Origin of the sequence: Janthinobacterium lyxosi, assembly GCF_051380665.1 — a bacterium.
Classification (GTDB): Bacteria; Pseudomonadota; Gammaproteobacteria; order Burkholderiales; family Burkholderiaceae_D; genus Janthinobacterium.
The window spans coordinates 1-22,367 of sequence record NZ_JBNYXM010000012.1 but is presented as its reverse complement, the minus strand read 5'-3'; the positions used below and the strand labels follow the sequence as shown (position 1 = coordinate 22,367).

Annotated in this window: 23 protein-coding genes; 6 read left to right on the top strand and 17 right to left on the bottom strand. The window is 61.4% G+C overall.

What is annotated here, in order from left to right; all coding sequences use genetic code 11:
- Positions 1–22: 22 nt before the first annotated feature.
- Positions 23–916 carry a KPN_02809 family neutral zinc metallopeptidase gene (gene ypfJ / locus ACQ4WP_RS14565; protein WP_436521725.1) on the bottom strand — a complete coding sequence of 298 codons (894 nt, stop codon included), beginning with the start codon at positions 914–916 and terminating at the stop codon, positions 23–25.
- Between the two features lie 165 nt (positions 917–1,081).
- Between ypfJ and ACQ4WP_RS14560 the strand changes: the two genes are divergently transcribed.
- Entirely contained in the window at positions 1,082–1,975 is an 894-nt protein-coding gene (locus ACQ4WP_RS14560) for a GNAT family N-acetyltransferase (protein WP_436521723.1), read from the top strand.
- A gap of 9 nt (positions 1,976–1,984) precedes the next feature.
- On the opposite strand, the gene ACQ4WP_RS14555 is transcribed toward ACQ4WP_RS14560, so the two are convergent.
- On the bottom strand, positions 1,985–2,683 hold the full coding sequence (locus ACQ4WP_RS14555; protein WP_436521721.1) for a DAPG hydrolase family protein: 699 nt from the start codon (positions 2,681–2,683) through the stop codon (positions 1,985–1,987).
- 107 nt (positions 2,684–2,790) lie between these two features.
- Between ACQ4WP_RS14555 and ACQ4WP_RS14550 the strand changes: the two genes are divergently transcribed.
- Positions 2,791–3,474: a TetR/AcrR family transcriptional regulator gene (locus ACQ4WP_RS14550; protein WP_436521719.1), complete on the top strand. Its 684-nt coding sequence runs from the start codon at positions 2,791–2,793 to the stop codon at positions 3,472–3,474.
- Here the strand turns inward: ACQ4WP_RS14550 and ACQ4WP_RS14545 are convergent.
- The 7 genes from ACQ4WP_RS14545 to ACQ4WP_RS14515 form a co-directional block, all read right to left on the bottom strand.
- On the bottom strand, positions 3,437–4,117 hold the full coding sequence (locus ACQ4WP_RS14545; RefSeq protein WP_436521717.1) for a DNA alkylation repair protein: 681 nt from the start codon (positions 4,115–4,117) through the stop codon (positions 3,437–3,439). The two genes, ACQ4WP_RS14550 and ACQ4WP_RS14545, sit on opposite strands and share 38 nt — an antisense overlap.
- 66 nt (positions 4,118–4,183) lie before the next feature.
- Entirely contained in the window at positions 4,184–4,960 is a 777-nt protein-coding gene (locus ACQ4WP_RS14540; RefSeq protein WP_034756072.1) for a peptidylprolyl isomerase, read from the bottom strand.
- A 117-nt stretch (positions 4,961–5,077) separates the two neighbouring features.
- A complete protein-coding gene (locus tag ACQ4WP_RS14535) occupies positions 5,078–5,857 on the bottom strand; it encodes a peptidylprolyl isomerase (protein ID WP_436521716.1) in 780 nt (259 codons plus the stop codon).
- Between the two features lie 112 nt (positions 5,858–5,969).
- Positions 5,970–6,272, bottom strand: coding sequence for a BolA family protein (locus tag ACQ4WP_RS14530; RefSeq protein WP_436521715.1), 303 nt, complete (start codon positions 6,270–6,272; stop codon positions 5,970–5,972).
- On the bottom strand, positions 6,269–6,898 hold the full coding sequence (locus ACQ4WP_RS14525; RefSeq protein WP_046682773.1) for a septation protein A: 630 nt from the start codon (positions 6,896–6,898) through the stop codon (positions 6,269–6,271). Before ACQ4WP_RS14525 ends, ACQ4WP_RS14530 begins: the two co-directional genes overlap by 4 nt.
- Before the next feature lie 83 nt (positions 6,899–6,981).
- Entirely contained in the window at positions 6,982–7,383 is a 402-nt protein-coding gene (gene msrB / locus ACQ4WP_RS14520; protein ID WP_436521713.1) for a peptide-methionine (R)-S-oxide reductase MsrB, read from the bottom strand.
- A 9-nt stretch (positions 7,384–7,392) separates the two neighbouring features.
- Complete coding sequence (locus tag ACQ4WP_RS14515; protein WP_436521711.1) at positions 7,393–8,871, bottom strand: protein adenylyltransferase SelO; 1,479 nt, start codon at positions 8,869–8,871, stop codon at positions 7,393–7,395.
- Positions 8,872–9,094: 223 nt separating this feature from the next.
- Here ACQ4WP_RS14515 and ACQ4WP_RS14510 point away from each other — a divergent pair, with 223 nt between their 5' ends.
- Positions 9,095–10,747, top strand: a complete 1,653-nt coding sequence (locus ACQ4WP_RS14510; RefSeq protein ID WP_436521709.1) for a 3-(methylthio)propionyl-CoA ligase — start codon at positions 9,095–9,097, stop codon at positions 10,745–10,747.
- Between the two features lie 13 nt (positions 10,748–10,760).
- Here ACQ4WP_RS14510 and ACQ4WP_RS14505 read toward each other — a convergent pair whose 3' ends face one another.
- Genes ACQ4WP_RS14505 through ACQ4WP_RS14490 form a run of 4 tightly spaced genes read right to left on the bottom strand, consistent with a single transcriptional unit; the run spans position 10,761 to position 15,689 of the window.
- On the bottom strand, positions 10,761–12,275 hold the full coding sequence (locus ACQ4WP_RS14505) for a chemotaxis protein CheW (protein WP_436521707.1): 1,515 nt from the start codon (positions 12,273–12,275) through the stop codon (positions 10,761–10,763).
- Positions 12,262–12,801: a chemotaxis protein CheD gene (locus ACQ4WP_RS14500; protein WP_436521705.1), complete on the bottom strand. Its 540-nt coding sequence runs from the start codon at positions 12,799–12,801 to the stop codon at positions 12,262–12,264. Before ACQ4WP_RS14500 ends, ACQ4WP_RS14505 begins: the two co-directional genes overlap by 14 nt.
- On the bottom strand, positions 12,798–13,622 hold the full coding sequence (locus tag ACQ4WP_RS14495; protein WP_436521703.1) for a CheR family methyltransferase: 825 nt from the start codon (positions 13,620–13,622) through the stop codon (positions 12,798–12,800). The genes ACQ4WP_RS14500 and ACQ4WP_RS14495 overlap by 4 nt, the downstream gene beginning before the upstream one ends.
- Positions 13,623–13,625: 3 nt before the next feature.
- A complete protein-coding gene (locus ACQ4WP_RS14490) occupies positions 13,626–15,689 on the bottom strand; it encodes a methyl-accepting chemotaxis protein (protein WP_436521701.1) in 2,064 nt (687 codons plus the stop codon).
- A gap of 562 nt (positions 15,690–16,251) precedes the next feature.
- Here ACQ4WP_RS14490 and ACQ4WP_RS14485 point away from each other — a divergent pair.
- Positions 16,252–18,339, top strand: a complete 2,088-nt coding sequence (locus ACQ4WP_RS14485) for a 3-hydroxyacyl-CoA dehydrogenase NAD-binding domain-containing protein (protein WP_436521699.1) — start codon at positions 16,252–16,254, stop codon at positions 18,337–18,339.
- Between the two features lie 45 nt (positions 18,340–18,384).
- Here the strand turns inward: ACQ4WP_RS14485 and ACQ4WP_RS14480 are convergent, their stop codons facing one another.
- The 3 genes from ACQ4WP_RS14480 to ACQ4WP_RS14470 form a co-directional block, all read right to left on the bottom strand.
- On the bottom strand, positions 18,385–19,233 hold the full coding sequence (locus tag ACQ4WP_RS14480; RefSeq protein ID WP_436521697.1) for an alpha/beta fold hydrolase: 849 nt from the start codon (positions 19,231–19,233) through the stop codon (positions 18,385–18,387).
- A gap of 107 nt (positions 19,234–19,340) precedes the next feature.
- Complete coding sequence (locus tag ACQ4WP_RS14475; RefSeq protein ID WP_436521695.1) at positions 19,341–19,739, bottom strand: VOC family protein; 399 nt, start codon at positions 19,737–19,739, stop codon at positions 19,341–19,343.
- A 101-nt stretch (positions 19,740–19,840) separates the two neighbouring features.
- Positions 19,841–20,080 carry a DUF2798 domain-containing protein gene (locus tag ACQ4WP_RS14470; RefSeq protein WP_436521693.1) on the bottom strand — a complete coding sequence of 80 codons (240 nt, stop codon included), beginning with the start codon at positions 20,078–20,080 and terminating at the stop codon, positions 19,841–19,843.
- A 110-nt stretch (positions 20,081–20,190) separates the two neighbouring features.
- On the opposite strand from ACQ4WP_RS14470, the gene ACQ4WP_RS14465 reads away from it, so the two are divergent.
- A complete protein-coding gene (locus ACQ4WP_RS14465; protein WP_436521691.1) occupies positions 20,191–21,096 on the top strand; it encodes a LysR family transcriptional regulator in 906 nt (301 codons plus the stop codon).
- Here the strand turns inward: ACQ4WP_RS14465 and ACQ4WP_RS14460 are convergent.
- The gene (locus ACQ4WP_RS14460; protein ID WP_436521689.1) at positions 21,093–21,842 is read right to left on the bottom strand and encodes a nucleotidyltransferase domain-containing protein; all 750 of its coding nucleotides are present in this window, start codon (positions 21,840–21,842) and stop codon (positions 21,093–21,095) included. The genes ACQ4WP_RS14465 and ACQ4WP_RS14460 overlap by 4 nt on opposite strands.
- 193 nt (positions 21,843–22,035) lie before the next feature.
- On the opposite strand from ACQ4WP_RS14460, the gene ACQ4WP_RS14455 reads away from it, so the two are divergent.
- On the top strand, positions 22,036–22,239 hold the full coding sequence (locus tag ACQ4WP_RS14455; protein ID WP_436521687.1) for a hypothetical protein: 204 nt from the start codon (positions 22,036–22,038) through the stop codon (positions 22,237–22,239).
- Positions 22,240–22,367: the final 128 nt, after the last annotated feature.

Genomic DNA, 22,367 nt, shown 5'->3' with positions numbered 1-22,367 from the left:
CGGCATGCTTGCTTTGCCTGCATTACAGCTGGCGCGCCTCAAACGTATTGCACTGGGAAATCTGGCCGCTCTCGATGCCCTTGCTGAACCAGCGCACGCGCTGCTCCGAGGTGCCGTGCGTAAACGAGTCCGGCACGACATGGCCTTGTGACTGGCGCTGCAGCGCGTCGTCGCCGATGGCCGTGGCCGCTTTCAGGGCCGCTTCCACGTCGCCTTGTTCCAGGATCTTGCGGTCGGCGTTCGCGTGATACGCCCACACGCCGGCAAAGCAGTCGGCTTGCAATTCCAGGCGCACGGACATGGCGTTGGCCTGGCGCTCCGATTGCGTGCGGCGCGCCTTGTCGACCTTCTCGGACAAGCCCAGCAGGTTCTGTACGTGGTGGCCCACTTCATGGGCGATCACATAGGCTTCGGCAAATTCGCCCGAGACCTTGAAGCGCTGCTGCATCAGCTTGAAGAAATCGAGGTCCAGGTAGACTTTCTGGTCGCCGGGGCAGTAGAAGGGGCCGCTGGCGCTCTGGCCCGTGCCGCAGGCTGTCGGGATGCTGCCCGAGAATAGCGCCAACTTGGGTCGCACATAGGTGCCACCTTCGGCCTTGAACAGGGCGCCCCACGTGTCTTCCGTATCGGCCAGCACGGTTTTCACGAAGCGGGCCATTTCGTCCGATTCGGGCGGCTGGCGCGTGGGTGCCTGGCTTTGCTGGGTGCTGACCTGGCCGCCACCGCCGCTGAGCAAATTCAGCAAGGTCAGGGGATTGACGCCCAGTACATACGAGCCGACGAGGGCGATGACGATGGTGCCGATGCCGATCGAGCGCCCGCCAAAACCGAAGCCGCCGCCACCGCTACCACCACTGCCTCCTTCGCCACGGTGGTCTTCCACATTGTCGCTTTCGCGATTGCCTTCCCATTTCATGATATCTACTCCTGCTGCGATTTGCGATTGATTGGTGACGTTTAAAGATGCCTATTGGGACGAATCTTATAACGAGTCTTATAATTATCGCAGCAAACTGCGCCGCGACAGGAGCGACAGTGTTACGCTTTGCAACTTTCCAACGACATCACAACAGGTGCACGCATGGTGCTTGCCAACGATACACGCATTTCACCCACGGCGGTGGTCCAGGCACAACTGGACGCCTACAACGCACACGATGTGCCGGCCTTGCTGGCCATCTACGCCGATGATGCGCAGCAATTCCAGCATTCCGATACCTTGCTGGCCACGGGCAGCGCGCAAATCGGCCCCCGTTTCACGGCCCGTTTCGCCGCCAGCCGGCCGCGGGCGCAGTTGCTCGACCGCATCGCCTGCGGCAAGCTGGTGATCGACCATGAAATCGTCCATGGCGACACGGACGATGGCGTATCGGCGCAGGAACTGGTGGCGACGTATGAGGTGGAGCAGGGGCGCATCAGCCGTGCCTGGTTCAGCTTTGGCGCCTTGACCAGCCTGCGCGTGGCGCTGCCGGCCGATGTGCCGCAAATGAATGCGCTGATCGCCCGTTCCGGCGTGGCACTGAGCGTGGGATTTTATACGCAGGAACAGGCCGAAGCCGTGACGCGCCACGTGTTCGGCGTCGATACGCAACTGGTTGCCGACCGGACGTATTTCGTGATCGAACGCGATGGCGCCATGCTGGCCTGTGGCGGCTGGAGCCAGCGCGCCACCCTGTATGGCGCCGACCGCGCCAAGAGCGGGCCGGACCCGCTGCTCGATCCGGCCAGCCAGCCGGGGCGCATCCGCGCCTTCTTCGTCGAGCCAGCCGCCGCCCGCCAGGGCCTGGGCAGCATGCTGATGCGCCATTGCGAACGCCAGGCGCTGGGCGCCGGTTTCAGTGCGCTGGAACTGGCCGCCACCTTGCCCGGCGTGCCCTTGTACCTGGCCAGCGGCTTTGCCGTGACTGAAGAGTTTCATCTGGACTTGCCCGATGACATCAAACTGCCGCTGGCGCGCATGCACAAGCGGCTGTAAGCCGCCGGCTTACCAGGGCAGCGGCGCCTTTTCGCCGTTGGCATGCTCGCCGTAATACAGTGAGGGCAGGAAGCGCGACAAATAGGTAAATTCGCTGTAGCAATGGCGCAGCAAATTCAGGCCCAGCACATCGGGCACGTCGCGCACGGGATCGAGGCTGTTGCGGCCCAGCAGGAAGCGGCTGCGCAGCACGCAGCCCGTGGGCGTGTCGCGCGTCAGGTGCAGCATTTCGCCATCGAGCGGGTCGCCCTGCGGGTCCAGCTGCACGTGGTCGCCAAAGCCGATGCGCGCGCAGACGGCGGCCGACAGGGCGCCGCTGTCCCTGGCTTGCTGCAGTTGCGCCGGATCAAACACGTCTTTCGGATCATGGAACTTCAGCTTGGCCTTTACGGGCGGAATGTCGCCCAGGGATTCCACCGCCTCGATCGAGGCGCCGTAGTAACGCTCTCCCTTTTTCCACGCGCTGTTCCAGCCGTGATGGGCCACGTGATCGTGTGGGTGCCACCACTTGATGTGCTGCGTCGTCTCGAAAAACGTAAACCACCAGTCCAGCATGCGGCCGCTGCAGCCGTGCAGCTCCGTGCGCGCCGCCACCAGCAGGCAGCCATTATCCAGGCGCGTGATGCCCGTTTCCAGGTGCAGGGGAAATGGGGCGAGCAAGTCGCCCGTGCTGGTTATGCTCCATGGGAATTCAATATGCTGCGTCATGTCGTTCTCCTTTGTTGGGGTGAGCCAATTATATATTAAAGAAACTAATAACGTTTCCTAAATATGTTTCAGTGTAAAATTGCTCATCAATCAAGCTTGGAGCTGACATGCAGGAAGAAGAGAGCAAGGCCTTGCGCGGACGGGGCCGTCCGGCGCGGCCGCCCGAGGAAGCGCGCGAGGCGGCCGTGCAGGCGGCCACCTGGCTGCTGTTGCATGAAGGATATGCGGCCACGACCATGGAAACGGTGGCGCGCCACGCGGGCATGGCAAAGAAATCGCTGTATCAATACGCGGCCAACCGCGAGGAACTGGTCGCCCTGGTGGTGCGCGACTGGACGGACGCTTTCCTGCCGGCCATGGCGCACGATGCGGCCGGGCCGGGCGAAGTACTGCCCTTATTGAAAGAGATATTGCAGGCGATGGCGGCGCGCGTGCTGACGGCGGACGCCGTGGGCCTGTTCCGCCTGCTGTGCACGGAGTTTCCCGCGCGCGCGGACTTGCTGGTCGTGTATCAGCGCAACGGCATCGAGCGGGGCACGGCCTTGCTGGCCGAATGGCTGCAGCGTCAGGCGGCGCGCGGCCATCTGGTGCTGCACGATGGGCACGATGGACACGAAATGGCCGGCTTGCTGCTGGCCATGGTGATCGCTGAGCCGCTGCGGCAGATGGCGCTGGGCTTGCTGGCGCCCGTGCCGGCCTGGGATGCCGCGCCGCGCATCGACGCCGCGCTGCGCCTGCTCGGCGGACAGGCGTTCAAGGTGGCTGGTGCTTCAGCGCTTCGCGGTAGCTGAGCGGCGATAGTTGCTGGCGGTGCGCGTTGGCAAACGCCGTCACGGCCTCGGGCGCGTGGCGCGCGTAATCGCGCAAGACCCAGCCGATGGCCTTGCGGATGAAAAACTCGTCCTCATGGGCCAGCGCCAGGGCCGCATCAAATAGCCAGGTGGCATCCGTGTCAGCGCGCCAGCCCAGCTGGTGCAGCATGGCGATGCGGCGCAGCCAGAAGTCCTCGTGGTGCAAGGCGCCATCCATGTGCGCATGGCCATCGCCGCCGTGCCGCAGCTCTGCCTGCAGCACCTCGCCGACGATGCCCGCCATGCCGTCGACGCTGTCCCACCAGGCCCGCTGGCGCGCCAGTGCCAGCAGGGCAGGGATGTGCTCCGGTAGTAGTTGCCGCCGGTGCAGGGCCAGCATGTCGAGCGCCACGTGCTGGTATTCGCGCTGCGGCTGCTGCCACAGCAGTTGCGCGTGTTCCAACAGCGTTCTGGGATCGATGCCCTTCAGACCCGCCAGCAAGTCCCTGGCGGCCATCCGCCGCTGCGGCGCTGCCACGCCCAGGAACATGAACTGGTCGCGCATATAGGCTTGCATGGGCGCGGCACGGGTGGGATCGGCGGCTGTTTCAAGTGCGATTTTTAATTCCGCGTGCAAGTCCATGCTGTTTTCCCAAGTTCAGGCGTAAAAAAGGCGCTCCGTGGAGCGCCTTTTCATATTCATCCAATATTACTGGATTTTTGCCTTCTTCATCAGCTCATCGCGGTAGGCGGCGAGTTTCTTCTGTTGCAGCGACTCGGCCACTTGACCCTTGACTTCTTCCAGTGCCGGCAGTTTCGTCGGACGGGTTTCTTCCAGCTTGATCACGTGGAAGCCGAATTGCGATTGCACTGGCGTTTGCGTGACCTGGCCTGGTTTCAGGGCAACCATGGCGTCGGAGAATGGTTTGACGTAAGAAGCCGGGCTAGCCCAGTCCAGGTCGCCGCCATTGGCTGCGGAACCGTCTTTCGATACTTTCGCCAGTTCTTCGAACTTGGCGCCGCCTTTCAGCTTGGCGATGATGTCTTTCGCTTCCGCTTCGGTGGCCACCAGGATGTGGCGTGCATGGTATTCCTTGTCGCCCGCCTGCGCCTTGAACTTGTCGTACTCGGCCTTGATTTCAGCGTCCTTGACGGGATTTTTCTTGACGTAGTCCGCCAGCAGGGCGTTGATGATGATGCTTTGACGGGCATTGTCGATCTGCGACTTGACTTCCGGACGCGTGCCGTAGCCTTGCTTGTCGGCTTCCTGGATCAGCACTTCACGGCCGATCAGGTCTTTCTTGATGGCTTCGCGCAATTGTGGCGAATCGGCTTGCTTGCCTTGGGCGACGACTTGCTTGACGACCTGGTCAACGCGCGACGATGGGATGGCCTTGCCATTCACGGTGGCCACGTTTTGTGCGAACGCAGGGATCGCGACAACGGCGACCAGGGCTAAGATCAGGCGGGCTGGCTTCAAAATCATGTTCATTCCTAATAAATTTACAAAAAACTGATACAAGAGATCGCGACTGCCGTGCAGTTCGCGTTCAGGCGCAGAATACACGACCGGCGCCGAAAAGGGCGCCGGGGAGGTCAGTTCTTATTGAACTTTCGCTTTTTTGATCATTTCTTCCTGATACGCTTGCAGTTTCTTTTGCTGCAGCGCTTCGGCGATCTGTGGCTTGACTTCTTCCTGGGTCGGCAGTTTTGCTGCGCGGGTGTCGTCCAGCTTGATCACGTGGAAACCGTTAGGCGTTTGCACCGGGGTGTCGGTGACCTGGCCTTTTTGCAGTTTCACGAAGGCGTCGGAGAACACTTTCGGGAAGGACGATGGGGCTGCCCAGTCCAGGTCGCCACCGTTGTCGGCCGAACCGGCATCTTTCGATTGCTTGGCCAGGTCTTCGAACTTGGCGCCGCCTTTCAGCTTGGCGATGATGTCTTTCGCTTCGGCTTCGGTGGCCACCAGAATGTGGCGCACGTGGTATTCCTTGTCGCCGGTCTGGGCCACGAAGCGATCGTATTCAGCCTTGATTTCAGCGTCGTTGACAGGGTTCTTTTTCAGGTAGTCGCCGACCAGGGCGTTGATGACGATGGCCTGGCGTGCGTTCTCGATTTGCTGCTTGACGGCTGCATCTTTACCGAAACCTTTGTTTTCCGCTTCTTGCATCAGCACTTCACGGCCGATCAAGTCCTTCTTGATCATTTCGCGCAGTTGCGGCGAATCCGGTTGCTGGCCTTGGGCGACGACTTGCTTGACGACTGCATCAACGCGCGACGATGGGATAGGCTTGCCATTAACAACGGCAACATTTTGCGCAAAAACAGGTACCGCGACAACGGCGAGTAGTGCGATCAGCAAGCGGGCTGGCTTAAAAGTCATTATTAAATCCTGTTAGGGAAAGTTTCGTAAAAAACGCATGGAAAGAAAACGCGTGCGTGACGCTTGCAGCAAGCAGCATACCAAGTTGCCCCGGTACGCCAAAACGCCATCCTTACACTACTTCGGACGGCGCCAGGGCCACAATCGCCAATGCATGTATCTCATTATGCATCATATCGTGCACGGAATCATACACCAGTCGATGGCGCATGACGAGCCTGAGCCCCTCAAATTGACTAGAAATAATGCGTAGATTGTAATGACCTCCGCCCGAGGCGGCGCCCGCGTGGCCCCGGTGGCGCGCCGAGTCGTCTTCCAGCACGCATTCCAGAGGGGAAAGTGCCGTTTCCAGGCGGGTACGAATGCGCTGCATGCGCGTTTCTGGTGTAGTGTTTTCGGTGGTGGAGTTCATCATGCGTCTTCCTTGATATGTTTGGCCAGGAACAGGGTTTGCGCCACGATGAAGGCAAAGAAAATGCCTGTCGCGCCAAACGCTTTAAAACTGACCCAGGCAGCCATGTCGCCCTTGTACAGCACGAAGGCGACGAACAGGTTCAGTGCGCCGATGGCGCCGAAGAAGATGATCCATGCCGCCAGCAACTGGTTCCATACGGCATCGGGCAATTGCACTTGCGCTTCCATGGTCTTGCGGATCAGGTTTTTCTTGAAGCCAACATGGGCGATCAAGAGGGCCAGGCCCGACAGCCAGTAGATCAGGGTCGGCTTCCATTTCAGGAAGAAATCGTCGTGCAGGTAAATGCTGGCGCCGCCGAACACGACAAAGATGAATAGCGACAGCCACAGCATGCCGTCGACCTTGCGGCCGCGCAGTAGCAGATAGCTGACCTGGCAAGCGGTGGCGACGATGCCGACCAGGGTGGCGAGTATCCACGGCGCCTGGTCAGCCTTGATCAGGCCGCCGGACACGAAGCCGGATAAATATTGCTGCACGAAATCGTGCGTGGCTGCTTCATACATGCCGCCCAGCTTGAAGGCGGCGAAGAAGGCGATCAGGGGGAATAGGTCGAATAGAAATTTCATGGCGAGACTTTACACTGGTCTTATTAGAATCATCTTAGGAATGGCTTAGGAGCAACTGAGGTGCTCCCGGGCGCTCCTGTGTCTCAAGGCTGCGGATCGAAGCGCAAGGAAGCTGAATTGATGCAATAGCGTAATCCGGTCGGTGGCGGGCCGTCCGGGAAGACGTGGCCCAGGTGGGCGTCGCAGACGACGCAGACGATTTCCGTGCGCACCATGGCGTGGCTGCGGTCGACGATTTCCGTCACGTTGGCCGGGTCGAGCGCCTGGAAGTAGCTGGGCCAGCCGCAGCCCGAGTCGAACTTGGTGTCCGAGGCAAATAATGGCGTGTTGCAGCAGACGCAGGTGTAGATGCCGTGTTCATGGTGGTCCCAGAACTTGCCCGTGAAGGCCCGTTCCGTGGCCGCGTGGCGCGTGACGTCGTATTGCATCGAGTCGAGCATGGCGCGCCATTCGGCGTCGGTTTTTTTGACTTTATTCGTGGTCATAATGACTCCTCAGGATGAGCAACTGACTTCAAGGTGGCTGGCCCAGTCGGGCGGCAGGGCCGCATAGTGCTGGTGTTCGGGCTGTTCGTCAAATGGCTTTTGCAAAACTTCCAGCAATTTCGCCACTTCCGTGTAGTCCTGCTGCCTGGCTTTTTCGATGGCCACTTGCGCCAGGTAGTTGCGCAGCACGTATTTCGGGTTGACGCCGTTCATGGCGGCTTGTCGCTCGGCATCGACGCTGTCTTCCTGCCGCAGGCGCGCCCGGTAAGTCTCTGCCCACGTATCGAACGCGGGACGGTCAATGAACATGTCGCGCAGCACCGTGTCGTGCTCGGGGGCGGCCACCTGCAGCATCGACAGGGCGCGGAAGAAGTTGGTGAAATCCACGTGATTGGCTTGCATCAGCGCAAACATGCTGTCGAACAGCGCCGTATCGTCGTCCTGGATAGTCTGCAAGCCCAGCTTGGCGCGCAGCAAGGTATTCATCTTGTCTGCAAAGGCGGGCTGGTAAGTGTCCAGCGCGGCCTGCGCCTCGGTCACTTCGCCGATCAGCGGCAACAGCGCCTGGCCCAGCGCGTAGCAATTCCAGTGGCCCACCTGCGGCTGGTTGGCGTAGGAATAGCGGCCCTGCTGGTCCGTATGGTTGCAGATGTGTTCCGCGTCAAACGCTTCCATGAAGCCGAAGGGACCGTAATCGAGCGTCAGGCCCAAAATCGACATATTGTCCGTGTTCATCACGCCATGCATGAAGCCCACGGCTTGCCATTGCGCAATCATGTGCGCCGTGCGCACGCACACTTCGGCCAGCAAGGCTTGATATGGATTTGATGCGGCGCGCAAATGGGGGTAAAAGCCATCGATGATGTAATCGGCAAGGATTTTCAGCTCATCCGGCTGCTTGCGGTAAAACCAGTGCTCGAACGAGCCGAAGCGGACAAACGTGGGCGCCATGCGTGTGACGACTGCCGCCGTTTCCACCGTTTCGCGCAGGATGCCTTGCTGCGACCCCATGATGGACAGCGCGCGCGAGGTGGGAATGCCCAGCGCCGCCATGGCTTCCGAACAGAGAAATTCACGGATGGACGAGCGCAGCACGGCACGGCCGTCGCCCATGCGCGAATACGGCGTGGCGCCGGCACCTTTCAATTGCAGCTCCATCGGCCCGTTTTCTGTCGCGATATCGCCCAGCAAAATGGCGCGGCCGTCGCCCAGCTGGCCGGCCCAGACGCCGAACTGGTGGCCTGAATATACGGCCGACAGGGGCAGCGAGCGCTCGGCCACCGCATTGCCGCTCAGCAGCGCCACGTAATCGGCTTGCGCCAGGCGCGCCGCATCGAGGCCGATGAGGGCTGCTGCCGGTGCGCTGGCGGCCACGAAATACGGGGCGGGCAGGGGCGTGGGCATCAAACGCGTATAGAACGCGGGCGGCAAGGCCGCAAAGGCGTTATCCAGTAGTAAGGTAGGAGCGGTGATGGCAATTCCATTCAAATCAAATGTGGCGATGTGGCGGCAAGCAGCGCCAGCCTGGAATGCGATTTTACCGCACAGTGCCACGGCGCGTGGCGGGTGCCCGGCAGGCTAAAAAACGGAATCAAAAATTCCATGCTGCAATGCAATATCGAAATGCGTTGACGATTTCCGCACGACCGTACGAAACTAGGGAAAGTCTTTAACTTCCAACAATAACCGAGTATCCACCCCAGGAGACACGATGTCGGCATTCCCCTTGAGCCCAGTGATGGGCCAGATGATGAATCAGCCCCTGCTGATTTCCAGCATTATCGAGTTTGCAGCGCGTCATTATGGGGGCAGCGAAATCATTTCGCGGCGGGTGGAAGGCGATATGCACCGCTACACCTACCGCGATTGCCACCAGCGCGCGCGGCGCCTGGCCAATGCCCTGCATGGCCTGGGTGTCGGCATGGGCGACCGCGTCGCCACCCTGGCCTGGAATGGCTACCGCCATCTGGAGGCATACTATGCCGTGTCCGGCTCGGGCGCCGTGCTGCACACCATCAATCCGCGCCTGTTTCCCGACCAGATCGCCTATATCTCGAATCACGCGGAAGACCAGGTTTTACTGTTTGATTTAACCTTCCTGCCCGTGGTGGAGAAAATCGCCGCCGACTGCACCTTCGTGCGCCACTTCGTGCTGATGTGCGACCGTGAGCGCATGCCCGCCAGCAGCACCATCCCCGACCTGCTGTGCTATGAAGACTTGATCGCCACGCATTCCGACAATTACTCTTGGCCCTTGTTCGACGAGAACTCGGCCGCGACCCTGTGCTACACCTCCGGCACGACGGGCAATCCCAAGGGCGCCCTGTATTCGCACCGCTCGACCGTGCTGCACGCGTATGCCTCGGCCATGCCCAGCGCCCTGAACGTGCGCGCCTCCGACACGGTGCTGCCCGTCGTGCCCATGTTCCACGTGAATGCCTGGGGCTTGCCGTATTCCGTGCCCCTGTCCGGCGCGCGCATGGTGTTTCCCGGCGCGGCGCTGGACGGCAAGTCGCTGTACGAGCTGTTCGAGGCGGAAAAAGTGACGTTCTCGGCCGGCGTGCCCACCGTCTGGCTGGGGCTGCTGAACCATGCCTTGCAGAATGACTTGAAGTTTTCCACCTTCCGCCGCACCGTGATCGGCGGCGCGGCGTGCCCGCCGGCCATGATGGATACCCTGATCGACAAGTTCGATATCGAGGTCATCCATGCCTGGGGCATGACGGAAATGTCGCCGCTGGGCACGGCAGGCGGCTTGCAGACCAAGCACCTGGACTTGCCGAAGGACGCGCAGCGCAAGATCCTGCAAAAACAGGGCCATGCGATTTACGGCGTGGACATGAAGATCGTCGACGACGATGGCAAGGAATTGCCTTGGGATGGCGTCGCCTACGGCCATTTGCTGGTAAAAGGGCCGTGGATCATTTCTTCGTACTACAAGAACGAGGGCGGCGACATGCTGCAGGATGGCTGGTTCCCCACGGGCGACGTGGCCACCATCGACGCAGATGGCTACATGCAGATCACGGACCGCAGCAAGGATGTGATCAAGTCGGGCGGCGAGTGGATTGGCACCATCGACCTGGAAAACCTGGCCATGGCGCACCCGGCCGTGCTGCAGGCGGCCTGCATCGGCGTGTTCCACCCGAAATGGGATGAGCGGCCCGTGCTGGTGGTGGTGCTGCGCCCGGGCATGGCGGTCACGCGCGAGGTTTTGTTGCAGTTCTTCGAGGGCAAGATCGCCAAGTGGTGGACGCCCGACGACGTGCTGTTCATCGACGCCTTGCCCATGGGTGCGACGGGCAAGATCCAGAAGAACAAGCTGCGCGAGCAGTTCAAGGGGCACCAGTTGCCCGGCATGTAGCGCTACGCCGCGCTTATGCCGCCTGCGGCAGCGCCGAGCCCAGCTTTTCCAGCAAGTGATCGCACTGGAAGACGGACAGGGTCTGGCGCTGCGCATCCGTGCCGATATCGATCATTTCATCCATTTCGCTGCGCAAGTCGTCGTGCGTGCCCGTGCGGATGATTTGCGGCGCCGCAAAGCGCTGGCTGTCGGAAATGGTCATGATGTTGTCGACATGGTCGACGAGGAAACCGTAGCGCTCGCTACCCCGTTCCACGATGAGGATCTTGCCGGCGCTTGCGTCAGACAGGGCTGGCATCGCGTACAGCTGGCGCAAGTCGATGATGCTGATCATTTGCTGGCGCAAGTTCAGCATGCCGCGCATGCATGCCGGCATGCCCGGTGGTGTGGTGATGGCGCCGCTGAAGTCGATGATTTCGCGCACCTGCCCGATTTCCACGGCGAAGCGGGTTTCCACGGTAAACGTGATGTAGACGCGCCGCTGCGCCTTGGGCGTGGCGGCGGTGCCCGTTTCCGTGTCGGCCGGGTACAGGCGCGCGTGGCCGTCGCGCATTTCGACGATTTCCGCCTGCGACAGGATGGCCTTGTGGTCCAGGAAAATGATGTCGCCCAGGCCCTCTTTCGTGATGCAGCCGGCGAACATGGCGGCGCGCGCCTTGCTCAACAGGGGAATCGGCAGCACCTCATCGCCAAAAAAATGCACGATGCTGTCGACGGAGTCGACGAGGAAGCCCACGCTCGTGTCATCGAGGCGCACGACGATGATGCGCTGGTCGCCGGTAGCCGCCTTGGCCGTCCCGGCCGCTTGCAGCAGGGTGCCAAAATCGACGACAGCCACCTGGCTGCCGCGAAAATGCATGCGACCAAGGCACAGCTCGCTATTCAGCAGGGAGCTGTGCAGTTCCGGTACCCGGATGATTTCCTGGATGGCCAGCATTTCGAAGGCAAACGTGGCGCCAGCCGCATGGAAGCTGACGCACTGCCGGCGTTCGCTTTGCGCGTGGTAGCGGGCCGTGCTCAGTTTGGCGCCCGTCGCTTGCAGGGCCAGCACATGGGGCACGTTTTCGATGCGCAGCAGGGCGTGCGGGTCGAGGATTTGCAGCAGGCGCGCGCCGCCGTCGAGCAATATCGTGCCAGCGATGACGGCGTGCGCGTCGCCGGCCGCATACTGCAGGGCGCTGCGGGCGCTGGCCGGCACGCGCAGGATTTCGCCCGTATCCTGGAAGACGATGCCGATCAGCACTTGCTGGAAGTCGAGGATGGCGATCTTGTCGGTGGCCACGGCGCGCGGCGCATCGGCGCGGAACAGGCGGCCCAGGTTGACCACCGGAATGACACTGCCGCGCAAGGTGAACATGCCTTCCAGATACGCGGGTGAAAGGGGCAGGGCGGTGACTTTGGCGGGATAGTTGACCACTTCGCGGATGCAACTGGCGGGCAGGGCGAATTCATCCTCACCCAGATGGAAGGAACCGAACAGTTCGGCGGCGCCGTCGCGCTCATCCTTGTACCTTTCATGCATAGCCATATGCGCCTTCCTTGCGTGGAGTCAAGCCGGGTTGCGCCACCACATCGGTGACGGCGTAGCTGTGGTGGGCGCAATCGATCAGCAACCGGCGCCCGTGGCGTCCGCCCAGCGCGCAAAAACTGACGTGCAAGCCGCACTGGTCCAGGTATTTTTGCGCCGCTGCCGCGTTTTGCCGCCCCACCTGCAGGCGGCCATGGCCATTATCGGGGCCGAACATGCTGGCACCTCCCGCCAGCACCACATCGATATCGGCATAGTCTGCCTCGCGCACGCCCATCAGGCGCAGCAGCGAGGGCACGGCCTGGCTCACATAACGTGCATTAGGCGCGCCCAGTCCCTGTTCGGCAGCGGGCGCTTCCGGCAGTAAACAATGGGCCAGGCCGCAGCAAGGGCCGTTCTTCCAGATGACGCCGATGCCGATGCAGGAGCCGAGCAAGGCTTGCAGCTGTTGCCCTGGGGTGCCCACGCTAAGTTGCCCCATGCCAACATGATGTAGCGGCAGGCTCCGGTCGATGATGATGTTCATGCGGTACCCGCCTTATAAATCATGGGAAACTCGAATTGATAGCCGGTGCCCAGGCGGGCGATGGTTTCCGACTCGCCCAGGATCAGCCGTCCCTCATCCTTCAGGCTCAGGCGCGCCTGGCGCAGCACGGTTTCCTGGTGCCCGGCATCGAAATAAATCAGCACGTTGCGCAGGAACAGCAGGTCGAACTGCCGGGCCGGGCGCAGCGCTTCGAGCAGATTGTGCTGCGCAAAGCTGACGTGTTGCCGCAGTTCCTCGTTGACCTTGACGCCATACGGCGAGGGCGTGAAATATTTGCGCAGCAAGTCCGGGTGCGACAGGCGGATGCGCTCGACGGAGCGCCCGCTATACTGGCCGGCCCTGGCAGCGCCCAGGATTTGCTGCGAAATGTCGCTGGCCAGGATCTGGTAGCGGAAAGCGGGCGTTTGCAGCCTGAATTGCTCGCATAGCATGGCGATCGAATACAGCTCTTCGCCGCTGGCCGCCGCCGCCGACCAGATTTCCAGGCAGCCGCCCGGATGGGCGCGGGCCCAGGCGGGCAGGTAGCGGTCGCGGAAGTACTCCCAGATCGATGGCGTGCGGAAAAACAGGGTGTCGTTGGTGGTCACCAGGTCGATGAAATGGGCCACCTCGTCGCGGTCGCTGGCCACCCGCTCCAGGTAAGCCTGGTAGCTGTGCAGGGACAGCGCCTGCAGCCGTGGCTGCAAACGCCGTTCCAGCAGCACGCTCTTGCGCGCCGTCATGGCGATGCCCGTATGCTGGCGCACCAGCGCGAGCAGGCTCGTCAGCACCTCGGGCGTCAAGGTGGCCGCGTGGCTCACGGCTTACACCACGAAGCCGGAGACAGTCTGGTTCAGACTGCCCGCGCGCTCATTCAAACCATCCGTCGAACGGGCGATGCTGTCGCAGTTGGCGGCCGATTTTTCCGTTTCCTCGGCGATGTACTGGATCGCCGTCGATACTTCGCGCGCCGTCAGCAGCTGTTCATTGGCCGCCTTTGAAATATCCGAGATGGCCACGGTGGTCTTCGCCACGCCCGAGACGATCTTGTCGAAGGCATCGCTGGCCTGGCGCGAAATCTCGCTGCCGGTGGAGACGCGCTTGACGGATTCGTTGATCAGCTTGGATATCTCTTTGGTCGCCTGCGAGGAACGCTCGGCCAGCTTGCGCACTTCGTCGGCGACGACGGAAAAGCCCAGGCCGTGCTCGCCCGCGCGCGCCGCCTCGATGGCCGCATTAAACGCCAGCATATTCGTCTGGTTGGCGATTTCGCTGATCACCTTGACGATTTCGCCGATGTCTTCCGACGAGCGGTTGATCAAGTCCATCGCCTCGATCGATTTGGCGACGGCGCGCGCGCCCGCTTCCGCTTCCTGCTGCGTGGCTTTCGCCAGGCTGTCCGCATTCGAGGTGTTTTCCGCGATGGAATTGATGGAGAACGTCAGGCCATCGATGGAGGCGTTCATTTCTTCCACCGTGGCGCCCAGCGCCTGCGTGCCCACGGCCACGCCCGTGGCTCGCTCGGCGATGGCGTGCGAGGCGTCGGCAAAGCCGTTGGCCGCCGACACCACGTTGCCGATCACGCCGCGCAAGTCGACGATCATCTTGCTGATGCCGCCGGCCAGCAAGTCGATCGGCTCGTCGCCTTCGGGCACGATATTGCAGGTCAGGTCGCCTTGCGCCGCGCGCGCCACCGACTCGAGCAAGGCATTGACTTTGCGGCTGTCGTTGGCGGCCTTGGCCTGGATGCTGTTTTCCAGGTTGACCTGTTCGCTGATGTCGATGGCGAACTTGACCACTTTATACGGTTTGCCGTTCAAGTCCAGGATGGGGTTGTAGGTGGCCTGTATCCACACCACCTTGCCATGGTTGCCCAGGCGCTTGTAGCGGCCCGCGTCGAATTCGCCACGGTTGAGCTTTTGCCAGAATTTCTTGTACTCGGCGCTGCTGGCATACTCGGGCTCGCAGAATGTGCGATGGTGCTCACCCTTGATATCGCTCAAGTCATAGTCCATGACGGCGAGGAAATTCTCGTTCGCGTCCAGCACATTGCCCTGCATGTCGAATTCGATTACGGCCTGCGCCTTGCCGATGGCGCTGACCTTGCCTTCATATTCGGCGTTGCGCTTCTTCAGGGCCGTGATGTCGTTGGCGAACTTGACCACCTTGAACGGCCGGCCTTCCGTGTCAAAGATGGGATTGTAGGTGGCGTTGAGCCAGATTTCGCGGCCGTCCTTGGTGACGCGCTTGTATTCGCCCGCGTCGAACTCGCCCTTGCCCAGCTTGTGCCAGAATTGCGCGTATTCCTCGCTGCTGGCGTATTCCGGTTCGCAAAACATGCGATGGTGCTTGCCTTCGATCTCTGTCAGCGTGTAGCCGACGGAGGTAAGGAAGTTGTCGTTGGCGAGGATGATGGTGCCGTCGAGCCGGAACTCGATCACGGCCTGGGCCTTGCTGATGGCGTCGATCTTGCCTTCGTAATCGGCATTGCGGCGCTTGCTGGCCGTGATGTCGGTGGCAAACTTGATGACTTTATACGGCTTGCCATCCGCGTCGAGGATGGGGTTGTAGGAAGCGTTGATCCACACTTCGCGGCCATCCCTGGCGCGGCGCTTGTATTCGCCCTGGTCGAACTCGCCGCGCCCCAGCTTGGCCCAGAAGTCGCCATATTCGGCCGTTTTCACATACTCGGGGTCGCAGAAGATGGCATGGTGCTTGCCTTGCACCTCCGCCAGGGTATACCCGATGACGCGCAGGAAATTGTCATTCGCATGCAGGATGGTGCCGTCGAGTTCGAATTCGATCACGGCCTGGACACGGTTCAATGCAGTATTTATCGCTTGTAAGTCCAGATCCTGGGAGTGGCTGACATGGCTGGCTGCGTCCATAGTATTTCCTTCGGTGTGAGAAGAGGAATGGGGGTGATAAGGCTGCTGTTATTATTTTTTCTGCTATCCATATAAGACAGGAATGTTATTGCATGGGTCGACATCTGGTGATAATCAGTGAGAATGTGCGCAATGAACGGCTGCCAGTGTTTGCCATGCGCCCTGCCATATATTGTATAAATTGTAGAGTATTGATTTGTATCAATAATTTTATTATTCCCTAGCGCATGCTGAAAAACAAGGGGTGGGAATAAATAATGTAAAAATTGTCGAAATTGGCACGTGCTGGTATATAAGAAACCAATTTCCGAATAATAAAACGCTGTTATAAATCTTGTGTTTTTCTTATTTAAATGAATATTCAAGTGATAGCTTCTACTGGTGGGTAGCGCTTGCAGCAGAATCTTTCCGAAAACGATGATGTACCATGGCGTACCATGCTGGCGGCAGTACGCAAGCGACAAAAATAATACGAGCGTTCTTTTATGCGGTATAGTGAAGCTTCATCCCTTGCAACCACCTCATCGCTAAGCAAAAACCAATAAACCAATAAGGAAGAGACATGAGTGCTGAATATCAAGTGAACGGCGCCGTTGCCGTCATTACCCTGGCCAACCCACCCGTCAACGGCCTGGGCCTGGCCACGCGCACGGCCGCCGTGGCGGGCATCCGCCAGGCGCTGGCGGACGAGGCAGTGAAAGCCATCGTCATCACGGGCGCTGGCAAGGCCTTTTCCGGCGGCGCCGATATCAAGGAATTCAATTCGCCCAAGGCGCTCACGGAACCGACCCTGCACACCCTGATCAACGTTGTCGAACAATCGAGCAAGCCGGTGGTGGCGGCCATCCACAGCGTCTGCATGGGCGGCGGCCTGGAGCTGGCGCTGGGCTGCAACTACCGCGTGGCCGCGCCTGGCGCGCAGATGGCCTTGCCTGAAGTCAAACTCGGCATTTTGCCGGGCGCGGGCGGCACGCAGCGCCTGCCGCGCGTGCTGGGTCTGGAAATGGCCCTCAACATGATCGTCTCGGGCACGCCCGTCGCATCCGAAAAACTGGCTGGCACGGCCCTGTTCGACGAAGTCATCGCGCCCGGTGCCGACTTGCTGAAGGCCGCCGTGGCCTTTGCCACCAGGGTAGCCGATGTGCGTCCGCTGCCGAAAGTGCGCGAGCGCAAGGTCGACTATCCGAACCATGAAGCCTTTTTGCAGTTTTCGCGCAATACGGTGAAAGCCATGTCCGGCCCGTTCCCCGCACCGCTGAAATGCGTGGATGCCGTGGCGGCCGCCGTGACGATGAAATTTGATGATGGCTTGAAGTACGAGCGCGAACTGTTCATGCAGCTGGTGCAGTCGCCTGAATCGAAGGCCTTGCGCCACGCCTTCTTTGCCGAGCGGGTCGCCAGCAAGGTGCCCGACGTGTCGTCCGATACGCCCGTGCGCAGCATCGCCAGCGCGGCGATCGTGGGCGCCGGCACCATGGGTGGCGGCATCGCCATGAATTTCGCCAACGCAGGCATCCCGGTAACCTTGCTGGAAACGCAGCAGGAAGCGCTGGACAAGGGCCTGGCCACCATCCGCAAGAATTATGAAAACACGGTGAAGAAGGGCAAGCTGACGCAGGACAAGGCCGAGCAGCGCATCGCGCTCGTTTCCGGCACGCTGGCGTATGCCGATATCGCGCAGGCCGACATCGTCATCGAAGCCGTCTTCGAAGAGCTGGGCGTGAAGGAAACCGTCTTCAAGCAGCTCGATGCCGTCATGAAACCGGGCGCCATCCTCGCCTCGAACACGTCGACCCTGGACCTGGACAAGATCGCCGCGTTTACCCGACGCCCGCAAGACGTGATCGGCACGCATTTCTTCAGCCCGGCCAATGTGATGAAGTTGCTGGAAATCGTGCGTGGCAAGGAAACGGGCAAGGATGTGCTGGCCACGGCGCTGGCGCTGTCGAAAAAACTGAAAAAGACGGGCGTGGTCTCGGGCGTGTGCGACGGTTTCATCGGCAACCGCATGATCGAGCAATACAGCCGCCAAGCCGGCTTCCTGCTGGAAGAAGGCTGCTTGCCGGAACAAGTCGACAAGGCGGTGGAGAAATTCGGCTTCGCCATGGGCCCGTTCCGCATGGGCGACCTGGCCGGCAACGACATCGGCTGGGCCATCCGCAAGCGCCGCTATGTGGAAAAACCGGATGTGACGTATTCGAAGACGGCCGACCTGCTGTGCGAACTTGGCCGCTACGGCCAGAAGACGGGCGCCGGCTGGTATGACTACAAGGCGGGCGACCGCAAGGCGTATCCGTCGGAGCAAGTGAACGCCATGATAGCTCAGCACTCCGCCGACATCGGCGTGGCGCGGCGCAAGATCAGCGACCAGGAAATCGTCGAACGCCTCGTGTATGCACTGGTCAATGAAGGTGCGCGCATCCTGGAAGAGGGCATCGCCCTGCGCGCCTCGGATATCGACATGGTGTATTTGACGGGCTACGGCTTTCCCCTGTTCCGTGGAGGCCCCATGTTCTATGCGGACACGGTGGGCTTGCCGAACGTACTCGATACGATTGCCAGCTACGCGAAAGGCCCCCACGGCGAAGCGTGGACGCCGGCGCCGCTGCTGGTGAAACTGGCGGGCGAAGGCAAGGGTTTCAATAGCTGATGCTGTGGTGTCGAATGGCGAAGGGCAGATTTCTCTGCCCTTTTTTTATTTCTTCTTTGCCACCATCTTGATCGCCTCGTTGACGATGACGGGGTTGTCTTTCTGGATGTAATAGCCGGCGCCCGTGATGCGTTCGATGGCTGGCGCGCCGGACAGGCGCTGCCAATCCTTTTCCTGGGCCCGCACCAGGGTTTCAAACGAACCCATTTCCTCGATGCCGAACTTGTCGCGCACCAGCAGCATGGCAGGCACGCGCAGCGGGCTGGCCATGTCGACATGCTGCAGGCACTGCGTATGGGCATCGAATTCGGCCGATTCCGTACTGTTGAACATGAGCTTACGCCGGGTTTTCACGAGCATGGCGTAGGTGGTCGCCTCCGTTTGCATCCGGTTCCATTGCTGCGGGTGCGTGGGGTCGAGCAAGATCAATCCGGCCACGTCGTGCGGGTACAGCCTGGCATACACATACTGGTATAGCCCGCCCAAGCCTTGGCCGACCAGCACATACGGCGGCTTCAAGCCCGCTTGCGCCAGCAGGGCGCGCTGTTGGGCGGCAATGGTGCAAGGATCGCGCGGCGTGGTGGTTTTGCGGCTGTCGCCGTAGCCGGGACGGTCGTACACGAGCACGCGGTGCTGCCTGGCCACCTCGGGCACCACCTTGGCCCACACCTCCTTGCCGTCGCCCATGGCCGACTGGAAGACCACGGGCAAGCCGCCCTGGCCGCTCAAGGTGTAGGCGATGCTGGCGTCGGGCAGGGCGGCCGTGGCCGGCACGCCTGGCGTGGCCGGCGAGGACGGCAGCAGGGAGCAGCCGGAAAAACAGCCTGCCAGCAGCAAGCCGGCGCTGGAGAGGAGCATGGTGCGCGCGGGGCGGTCGACGAATAGATGATGCATGAATCTCCTTCTTGGTGCACGGACCGGGGACCGGTATGGCATGCCAGCCATTATAGGCAAAACATATAGAAGTGGAAATACCGAACAGAGGCGGATTTCCCGTCCTGTCAGCCGGCGTCGGCGCGATGGCAGACGGCTTCGATGCGGTTGCCGTCCGGATCGAACAAAAAGGCCGCGTAATAGCTGGCGTGATAGTGGCGCAGGCCGGGCGCGCCCAGGTCGATGCCGCCATGCGCCAGCCCCGCGTGCCAGAACGCTTCCACGGCCGCGCGCGAAGGGGCCTTGAAGCAGCAATGGCGGCGCGGCGCGGCGTCGGGCGCGGGGCCCAGGCGCACGGAAAAATAGCTGCGCTCCGGGTGTTCCGCATCGCTGCGCTCGCCATAGCCTATCCACGCGTGGGCATGGTCGCTGCCCACCTTGGGCACGCCCAGCGCGCCAAAGATGGCGTCGTAGAAGCGCTCGGCGCGTTCCAGGTCGCTAACGGTGAGGGAAACGTGATCGAGCATGGGCACTCCGCTGTAAAAACAAGGACGGCCATAGCATAGCCCGGATCAGGGCGGCCGTGGGCGGGAGTGACCGAGTGGTACTGTCGGCAGCCGACTGCTGGTTAAGGTCGGCTGGCGCACCGGGTGACGATATTGCGGCTGAGCAGTTGCACGCGGGGCGCGAACAGCATCACGGCGCAGAAGGCCACGGGCCAGGCGGCAAAGAACGCATGGCGCCAGCGGGGCAGGAAATCTGCCTGCAGGCCGATATTGAGCCAGGTGACCCAGGCGCTCATCAGCAGGGTCATTACCAGCGACATCAGGAAGGCAAATACGCAGCGCAAGCGCAGGGCTTCGGACATGGGGCACTTTCAAATTGTAAGGATAGGGCAGCGTAACGACTTGCAGCAATCTATACTAGAGGCATATTTTTAATTTCAAATTCCATAAATGAAATCATGCTCGACGATCTATGCTCGATGACCTAGCCCTGTTTGTCGCCATCGTGGAGGCGGGCAGCCTGCATGCGGCGGCCGTCAAGGAAGACTTGCCCGCCGCCACCGTCACGCGCCGGCTGCAAAAGCTGGAAAGCCAGCTCGGCTACCGCTTGCTCAACCGCAGCGCGCGCCGCTTGCAGCCGACGGCGGAAGGCTGGCAATACTACGAGCAGTGCCGTCCCTTGGTACACGCGCTGCGGCAAGCGACGCAGCAGCTCGACGCCAGCCTGTCGGCCGTCTCGGGCAGCATCCGCGTGCTGGCGCCCGTGAATTTCGCCAGCGGCTTGCTGACGCCGGCCTGGGTCAGCTTCATGCAGCAGTATCCGGACATCCGCCTGGAGCTGGAGTTGTCGAACCTGCTGCAAGACCTGGTGGGCAGCGGCGCCGACCTGGCCATCCGCGTGGGCGCGCTCGACGATTCCTCGCTGATGCAGCGGCGCCTGGGCAGTGCCGCGCTGGTGATGGTGGCCGCGCCCGCCTACCTGGCGCGCGCCGGCGTGCCGCGCGACTTGCAGGAACTGGCACGGCACGAGCTGATCGTGGCCGAGCCGCTGCGCAGCTGGCGCTTGCGGCGACCCGGCGACGGCGCCGAAATGCTGATCGAACCGCAGGCGCGCCTGCGCGTCAATGAAATGCGCCTGGCCGTGGAGATGGCCGACGCGGGCATCGGCATCCTGTTGTGTCCGCTTTTACAGTGCCGCGACGAAGTGGCCAGTGGCAGCCTGGTGCGCGTGCTGCCCGACTGGATGCCGCAGCCGCGTCACGTGTATGCCGTGTGGACGCAGCAGCGCTACCTGCCGGCCCGCGTGCGCGTATTGCTCGAGCACCTGGCGGCGTTTGCGGCGGGCAATCCGCTGCTGAACGAGGAGTTGGGCGTTTAAATCGTTTGTTGCCGCGCCAGCCACTGTGTGAACTGGCGCAGCGCTGGCGTAAAACCGCTGGCCGGCACGGCGCCGGGCCTGGCCTGGGCGAGGAAATACGCCATTTGCGCCTGCATGGAGGGATAGCGTTGCAGCAACAGCGCCGCGTGCTCGTCCAGGCTGGTAGGCCAGCAGGGATCGCCATCCTGGCGCAGGATGTTGCAGGAGCGGATCAGCTTGCGCGACGCTTCGCGCTGCAGGCGGACGACGGTGGCAGGCGCGCGCGCGCCATCGAGGCGCCGCGCATACGCGTCCAGCACCTGGGCAAAGTCGCCATTCACGGCCAGGGCGATGGCGCGCGAGGGTGGGAAAGGCGCAAAGTGCAGTGCCAGATCATTACCCCACAGGCAGCGGCACTGGTGCTTGAGCCAGTAGCCCCAGCTGTACAGGTGCTCGGGCGCCAGCACCTGGACCCGGTAACCGATATCGAAATCGATCTTGATCACCTCCGGGTGGCCCGCCTGCAAGGCACGGCGCAGCGTTTCCAGCGCTTCACCCTGCGGCGGCGTCGGCGGCTGGCGCAGCACCAGGGTCAGGTCGAGGTCGGATACGCCCGGCGTGGCGTCGCCACGGGCGATGCTGCCGTACAAGTAAACTCCGTCCAGCAAGTGACCGGCTTGCGTGGACAGGCTGGCGCAGACGTCTTGCAGCAAGGCGTCGAAATGGTGCTGCAGGGGGCCGCAGGGGGCGGGCGCAATGGTCGGCATGCCTGGTACGAGTCCGGTGAGAGAAACTTCCACCATAGCATGTAGTGGCGCGCGCGCAGGCAACCCTTTCCATTAAGTAATACCGAGCGCTTGTACTTTCCGTCAAGATCGCGTTAAGATAAAGCTGCTTGCTTATCCAGTGGGCAATCTGGTGTTTTTTTCGCGCAATCCGTCCCTATCCATGAGAGTAGCAATGAAATATCTGATCATTCCCTTCTTGCTGGCCATGACCGGCTGTGAAGTTTTGTATGACGCAAACCGGGACAAGATCGGAGAGTATTGCAACAGCCTTAATAATTTTGACGACCGCAATGCCTGCCGCAAGCGCAACCAGACCAGCTACCAGGAATACGTGCAGCAGCGCGACCATCAGAGAAAGAGCCGGAGCGACAAGTAAGCTTGCCACCGATTGAGTAGGGGACGGAGTTGCCCCCGTCGCCCTCTCACACCACCGTACGTGCGGTTCCGCATACGGCGGTTCATTTCACAAGCTGGAAGCGCTGCTGGGTGTCCAGCAGCGAAACT

Bases quoted from the DNA above. Each gene is read 5' to 3' on its own strand.
- ypfJ (WP_436521725.1), bottom strand. From the start codon at position 916: ATGAAATGGGAAGGCAATCGCGAAAGCGACAATGTGGAAGACCACCGT.
- ACQ4WP_RS14490 (WP_436521701.1), bottom strand. From the start codon at position 15,689: ATGGACGCAGCCAGCCATGTCAGCCACTCCCAGGATCTGGACTTACAA.
- ACQ4WP_RS14540 (WP_034756072.1), bottom strand. From the start codon at position 4,960: ATGATTTTGAAGCCAGCCCGCCTGATCTTAGCCCTGGTCGCCGTTGTC.
- ACQ4WP_RS14470 (WP_436521693.1), bottom strand. From the start codon at position 20,080: ATGTCCGAAGCCCTGCGCTTGCGCTGCGTATTTGCCTTCCTGATGTCG.
- ACQ4WP_RS14485 (WP_436521699.1), top strand. From the start codon at position 16,252: ATGAGTGCTGAATATCAAGTGAACGGCGCCGTTGCCGTCATTACCCTG.
- ACQ4WP_RS14535 (WP_436521716.1), bottom strand. From the start codon at position 5,857: ATGACTTTTAAGCCAGCCCGCTTGCTGATCGCACTACTCGCCGTTGTC.
- ACQ4WP_RS14555 (WP_436521721.1), bottom strand. From the start codon at position 2,683: ATGACGCAGCATATTGAATTCCCATGGAGCATAACCAGCACGGGCGAC.
- ACQ4WP_RS14460 (WP_436521689.1), bottom strand. From the start codon at position 21,842: ATGCCGACCATTGCGCCCGCCCCCTGCGGCCCCCTGCAGCACCATTTC.
- ACQ4WP_RS14500 (WP_436521705.1), bottom strand. From the start codon at position 12,801: ATGAACATCATCATCGACCGGAGCCTGCCGCTACATCATGTTGGCATG.
- ACQ4WP_RS14510 (WP_436521709.1), top strand. From the start codon at position 9,095: ATGTCGGCATTCCCCTTGAGCCCAGTGATGGGCCAGATGATGAATCAG.
- ACQ4WP_RS14455 (WP_436521687.1), top strand. From the start codon at position 22,036: ATGAAATATCTGATCATTCCCTTCTTGCTGGCCATGACCGGCTGTGAA.
- ACQ4WP_RS14550 (WP_436521719.1), top strand. From the start codon at position 2,791: ATGCAGGAAGAAGAGAGCAAGGCCTTGCGCGGACGGGGCCGTCCGGCG.
- ACQ4WP_RS14525 (WP_046682773.1), bottom strand. From the start codon at position 6,898: ATGAAATTTCTATTCGACCTATTCCCCCTGATCGCCTTCTTCGCCGCC.
- ACQ4WP_RS14465 (WP_436521691.1), top strand. From the start codon at position 20,191: ATGCTCGATGACCTAGCCCTGTTTGTCGCCATCGTGGAGGCGGGCAGC.
- ACQ4WP_RS14545 (WP_436521717.1), bottom strand. From the start codon at position 4,117: ATGGACTTGCACGCGGAATTAAAAATCGCACTTGAAACAGCCGCCGAT.
- ACQ4WP_RS14475 (WP_436521695.1), bottom strand. From the start codon at position 19,739: ATGCTCGATCACGTTTCCCTCACCGTTAGCGACCTGGAACGCGCCGAG.
- msrB (WP_436521713.1), bottom strand. From the start codon at position 7,383: ATGACCACGAATAAAGTCAAAAAAACCGACGCCGAATGGCGCGCCATG.
- ACQ4WP_RS14505 (WP_436521707.1), bottom strand. From the start codon at position 12,275: ATGGCTATGCATGAAAGGTACAAGGATGAGCGCGACGGCGCCGCCGAA.
- ACQ4WP_RS14480 (WP_436521697.1), bottom strand. From the start codon at position 19,233: ATGCATCATCTATTCGTCGACCGCCCCGCGCGCACCATGCTCCTCTCC.
- ACQ4WP_RS14530 (WP_436521715.1), bottom strand. From the start codon at position 6,272: ATGATGAACTCCACCACCGAAAACACTACACCAGAAACGCGCATGCAG.
- ACQ4WP_RS14560 (WP_436521723.1), top strand. From the start codon at position 1,082: ATGGTGCTTGCCAACGATACACGCATTTCACCCACGGCGGTGGTCCAG.